This window comes from Mesorhizobium sp. M7A.F.Ca.ET.027.03.2.1 (assembly GCF_003999175.1).
GTDB lineage: Bacteria > Pseudomonadota > Alphaproteobacteria > Rhizobiales > Rhizobiaceae > Mesorhizobium.
In genome coordinates, this window is the sequence record NZ_RZOM01000366.1 from 1 (window position 1) to 5305 (window position 5305).

5 protein-coding genes are annotated in these 5305 nt (G+C 65.8%); 4 read left to right on the forward strand and 1 reads right to left on the reverse strand.

Going from position 1 to position 5305, the window contains the following annotated elements; genetic code table 11:
- Positions 1 to 35 precede the first annotated feature (35 nt).
- Positions 36 to 701, forward strand: a complete 666-nt coding sequence (locus EN750_RS17140) for an HAD-IA family hydrolase (RefSeq protein WP_127301864.1) — start codon at positions 36 to 38, stop codon at positions 699 to 701.
- A gap of 7 nt (positions 702 to 708) precedes the next feature.
- On the opposite strand, the gene EN750_RS17145 is transcribed toward EN750_RS17140, so the two are convergent.
- Positions 709 to 930: a DUF1674 domain-containing protein gene (locus EN750_RS17145; protein WP_127382026.1), complete on the reverse strand. Its 222-nt coding sequence runs from the start codon at positions 928 to 930 to the stop codon at positions 709 to 711.
- Between the two features lie 119 nt (positions 931 to 1049).
- Between EN750_RS17145 and htpX the strand changes: the two genes are divergently transcribed.
- From htpX to EN750_RS17160, 3 genes are all read left to right on the forward strand, one after another.
- On the forward strand, positions 1050 to 2066 hold the full coding sequence (gene htpX, locus EN750_RS17150) for a zinc metalloprotease HtpX (protein ID WP_127397111.1): 1017 nt from the start codon (positions 1050 to 1052) through the stop codon (positions 2064 to 2066).
- Positions 2057 to 3451, forward strand: coding sequence for an RsmB/NOP family class I SAM-dependent RNA methyltransferase (locus EN750_RS17155; RefSeq protein WP_245482729.1), 1395 nt, complete (start codon positions 2057 to 2059; stop codon positions 3449 to 3451). The genes htpX and EN750_RS17155 overlap by 10 nt, the downstream gene beginning before the upstream one ends.
- Positions 3452 to 3599: 148 nt before the next feature.
- Positions 3600 to 5305: heparinase II/III family protein (locus tag EN750_RS17160; RefSeq protein WP_127397113.1), on the forward strand; the 1706-nt coding region annotated here is incomplete at its 3' end.

The following is a 5305-nucleotide window of genomic DNA, read 5'->3' on the forward strand; positions in this document are numbered from 1 at the left end:
CCCGACCAAGCGCCTCCCCGGACTCAAGGAAAATCATGTATTCAGGCAGAAAATTCGCGGCCTTCCTCTTCGACATGGACGGCACGCTCATCAATTCCATCGCCTCGGCGGAACGGGTGTGGAGCAATTGGGCTCTCCGCCAGGGGCTCGACGTCGCCGCCTTCCTGCCGACGATCCATGGCGTGCGCGCGATCGAGACCATCACCGGCCTGGCACTGCCGGGCGTCGACCCGGCATACGAGGCTGATCTGCTGCTGAAGGCCGAGGCGGCCGATCTCGATGGCATTATCCAGATCTCAGGCGCCGTGGCATTTCTCGATTCGCTGCCGCCCGAACGCTGGGCGATCGTAACCTCCGCCCCACGTGAGCTGGCGCTGTTGCGCATGAAGGCCGCCGGCATCCCCGTCCCGGCCATCATCGTCGCGGCGGAAGATGTCTCCCGCGGCAAGCCGGCGCCCGATTGCTTCCGGCTTGGCGCGGAACGGCTCGGCTTCGACGCGCGCGATTGCCTCGTCTTCGAGGATGCTCCAGCTGGCATCGCGGCAGCCGAAGCGGCGGGCGCGGCGGTCATGGTCATCAGCGCCACGCACAAGCACCCCTTGCCAACGCAACATGCCGCGATCGCAGGCTACGACATGGTCGGCATCACCGTCGACGAGCGTGGCTGGATCGCGCTCGAGCCGCAGCGCAACGCCGCCTAGGCGGCATCTAGAAATCGCTGGTGAGGCCCTTTACCTCCCAGTCGCCGTAGCGCCCTGGCTCCTTGCCGCCGCGGCCGCCGATCTCCTTCGGCAGCGCGGCCTCCTTTTCGCGGTAGTCTTCCCGCCGCGCTGCGGCCTCGGCCAACGCACGGCGTGCGGCCGGCGTTAGCTCTCTCTGCGATGCCGCTTCGGCAGAAGCGGCGCCTGTTTTACTGATTTCGTCGGTCATGCGATAATCTCGGCAGATTGAGCCCAGTCAATTGAAACAGGAACTGGCGTTTCCCATCATATAGCCATGAACGCACGACGATCGACCCCTTTTCGGTGCCATTTCGACAGGAGCAGACGATGAACACCATCCGCACCGCCATGCTTCTTGCCGCGATGACGGCGCTGTTCATGGGCGTCGGCTTTTTGATCGGCGGAACCGGCGGCATGATGATCGCCTTCCTGTTCGCGGCCGGCACCAATCTGTTCAGCTACTGGAATGCCGACAAGATGGTGCTGTCGATGAACCGTGCCGTCGAGGTCGACGAAAGGAACGCGCCCGAATATTACGCCATCGTCCAGGCAATGGCCAAACAGGCCGGCCTGCCGATGCCGAAGACCTATCTGATCGACAACCCGCAGCCGAACGCCTTTGCCACCGGCCGCAACCCGCAGAACGCGGCGGTTGCTGCCTCCACCGGCCTGTTGCAAGCGCTGACGCCTGAAGAGGTCGCAGCCGTCATGGCGCACGAGCTCGCCCATGTGCAGCACCGCGACACGCTCACCATGACGATCGTCGCCACCTTTGCCGGTACCATCTCGATGCTCGGCAATTTCGCCTTCTTTTTCAGTGGCAATCGCGACAACAATCCATTCGGCTTTGTCGGCGTGCTGGCGGCGATGATCGTAGCGCCCTTTGCCGCGATGGTCGTGCAGATGGCGGTCAGCCGCACCCGCGAATACGAGGCCGACCGGCGTGGCGCTGAAATCTGTGGACACCCACTCTGGCTGGCATCGGCGCTTGACAAGATCGCCCGCGGCGCCGAACGCATCCGCAACCCCGATGCCGAGCGCAATCCCGCGACCGCGCATCTCTTCATCATCAATCCCCTTCACGGCGAGCGCATGGACAGCCTGTTCTCCACCCACCCCGCCACTGAGAACCGCATCGCAGCCTTGCAGGCGATGGCGCAGCAGATGCAAGGCGAAACCCAGGCCGCCCCGCGCCAGGCATCGACGCCACGGCAGGCAGATCAACCGCGGCCATCCGGCCCGTGGGGCGAGGCAGCGCAGCCCGAGCAGCCGGCGGAGCCCGCCAAGCCCAAATCCAACCCATGGGGTCGCAATCCGACCGGGCCCAAGGGCCGGTGGTCGTGAGCGTGGCGGACAGAGGACCACGACGCACGGTTTCAGGTGATCAGGAACACAGGGACGGCGGCGACTTCGTTGCCGGCCTCGCCGCACGCAAGGCAGCGGCGCGCCTGCTTGCCGCCGTCATCGACGCCAGGACCCCGCTTGATGGGCTGACCGATCACGAAAACGGCCACCCGCAATACAAGGCGCTCGACTTGCGCGATCGCGGCCTGGTCCGCGCCATCCTGGTCACCGCGCTGCGCTACCGCATGACCATATCGGGGCTGCTGGCGCGGCGCCTGGAAAAACCGCTGCCGCCCAACGCCACCGCTTTGTCGCACATATTGCATGTGGCCGCAGCCCAGATCCTGTTCCTCGAGATTCCCGACAGCGCCGCCGTCGACATTGCGGTGACCCATGCCAAATCCGATCCGCGCACGGTGCGCTTCTCCGGCCTCGTCAATGGTGTGCTGCGCACACTGGCACGTGCCAAGGAAACAGAATTGCCTGCCGCCCTTGCCGCCACCGACGAAGCGCCAAAGTGGTTTTCCGATCGCCTGAAGACCACCTACGGCAACGAGAAGGCCGGACAGATCCTCGAAGCGCATCGCGTTGAGGCGCCGGTCGACTTCTCGGTCAAGGCCGATCCCGGTCTTTGGGCCGAAAAACTTGGCGGTATCGTCCTGCCGACCGGCACGGTGCGAGTCGAGAATCTTGTCGGTCCCGTCACTGAATTGCCTGGCTTTGCCGAGGGCGCCTGGTGGGTCCAGGACGCCGCGGCCAGCCTGCCCGCCCGGCTGTTCGGCGATGTCGCGGGATTGCGGGTTGCCGATCTCTGCGCCGCGCCCGGCGGCAAGACCGCGCAGCTGATCGTTGCCGGCGCGAAGGTCACCGCCGTCGACACCTCGAAAAACCGGCTCGTGCGGCTGACGCAGAATCTCGACCGTCTCGGCCTGTCCGCCGAAATCGTTCAGGCCGACCTGCTCAAATACGAGCCGAAGGACTTGTTCGACGCCGTGCTCCTCGACGCGCCCTGCTCATCGACCGGCACGGTGCGGCGGCATCCAGACGTGCCATGGACCAAGACTTCGGCCGATGTCGAAAAACTCGCCGACCTGCAACGCAGGCTGCTCGCCCGCGCCGTCACGCTGGTGAAGCCCGGCGGCAGGATCGTCTTTTCCAACTGTTCGCTCGATCCGCTCGAAGGCGAGGATCTCTATCGCGCCTTTCTGGCCGGCACGCCTGAAGTCACCAACGATCCGTTGCGGCAAGGCGAGATCGCCGGCATCGATCCGTTCCTGACGCCGCAAGGCACGCTGCGCACCACGCCCGCTGACCTGGAGCTCGGCGCGCCGGAACGCTCGGGCCTCGATGGTTTCTTCGCCGCTCGCATGCGGCGAGCCGGCTAGCGATTGAATTGCCCGGATTTACTGACTGTTAGGGGTAGGATCGGGGGCAAAGCCAGGTGAACCGGCGTGGGGTCGTGGAATTCGCCTTCGCACGAATCGTGCAATCATGTAGACTCGGCGCCGGGGTAGAGGACGATCAGGAGGGGTTTTGGCACTTGCTGCCAGCAGCACGACGCGTCTGTGGACGCTTGTCGCGAAGGAGTTCTGGCGCAAAACGCGCCGGCGCCTGCGCGCCGGGCCTGTCTATCGCTGGCGCTATTCCGGCCGCACGCCGGAACGTGTGCTGATCGCACCGCCGGACCTGCGCCTCGCCGACCCGCAGATCGCACTCGAGATCTATTACGGCCGCTATCCCCTGTCGGGGCATCTCGTCGAGACCGGCGGCAAGTCGCCTTTCCAGATCAGCGTGCCCAATCACGGCTGGCAGAAGACGCTGCACGGCTTTCGCTGGCTGCGCCATATGCGCGCCGCCGGCACCGAGCTTGCCGCCGCCAATGCCCGCGCCCTGGTCTCCGATTGGATCACTATGCATGGCAGCCATATTTCCGGCATCGCCTGGGAGCCCGGCACGACGGCCAAGCGCATCATCGCCTGGTTGCAGCACTCCTCGGTCGTATTGCAGGGCGCCGAGTTCCCTTTCTACCGCGCCTTCCTGAAATCGGTAGCCATCCAGATCCGCTACCTCAGGTCGATGGCGCGCGAAATGCCCGACGGCAAGGACAGGCTGCGGGCTCGCATCGCGCTCGCCTTCGCTGCCTTGTCCCTGCCGGCGCCGGCATCGGCCCTGCGTGGCGCGACCCGCAATCTTGCCGAGGAACTCGACCGCCAGATCCTCGCCGATGGCGGGCACATTTCGCGCAATCCGATGGTCGTCCTGGAAATCCTCGCCGACCTTCTGCCGCTGCGCCAGACCTATGCCAACCAGGCGGAAACGCCGCCGCAGGCGCTGATCGGCGCCATCGACCGCATGCTGCCGGCGCTGCGCTTCTTTCGCCATCAGGATGGCAGCCTCGCCCGCTTCAACGGCATGGGCGCCACCATCCACGACCGCATCGCCACCATTCTGCGCCACGACGACACCGCCGGCGCGCCGCTGCTGCATGCGCCGCATTCCGGCTATGAGCGCCTGTCGATGGGCGGCACCACGGCCATCGCCGACACCGGCCCGCCGCCGCCGGTCGATGTGTCCAACGCCGCACACGCCAGCTGTCTCGCCTTCGAACTGTCGTCCGGCCGCCAGCACTACATCGTCAATGCCGGCATCGACACCTATGGCGCGGCTGAATTCCGGCCGCTGGCGCGCGCCACCGCCGCGCACTCGACCGCCACCATCAACGACACCTCGTCGGCGCGCTTCAGCCATTCACTGCGCGTCAACGACCTGCTCGGTTCCCCGCTGATCGGCGGCCCGCAGCATGTGCAGTGCAAGCGCACCGACCAGAAGGGCATTCAGGGGTTCATCGCCCGCCATGACGGCTATGTCCCGCGCTTCGGCTTCCTGCATGAGCGCGAGCTGAAGCTGTCGTCGAACGGCAACGTGCTGGCCGGCCGCGACCGCTTCCAGCGGCCCGGCAATGCCGCGATCCGCAACAATGGCCGCGACTTCGTCACTGTCCGTTTCCACGTTCACCCCGACGTCAACCTTTTGCAGGACGAGCATGATCGCCTGGTGCTGGCCGCCGATCAGGCCGACACCTGGGTGTTCACAGCAGCCGAAGTGGTGCCGGAAGTCGAGGAATCGATCTATTTCGCCGGCCTTGGCGGCCCGCGCCGCAGCCGCCAGATCGTGCTTGCCTTCAAGGCCTCGGAAATCGCCGAAGTCCACTGGCAGCTGACGCGCACCAGCATCGCCGG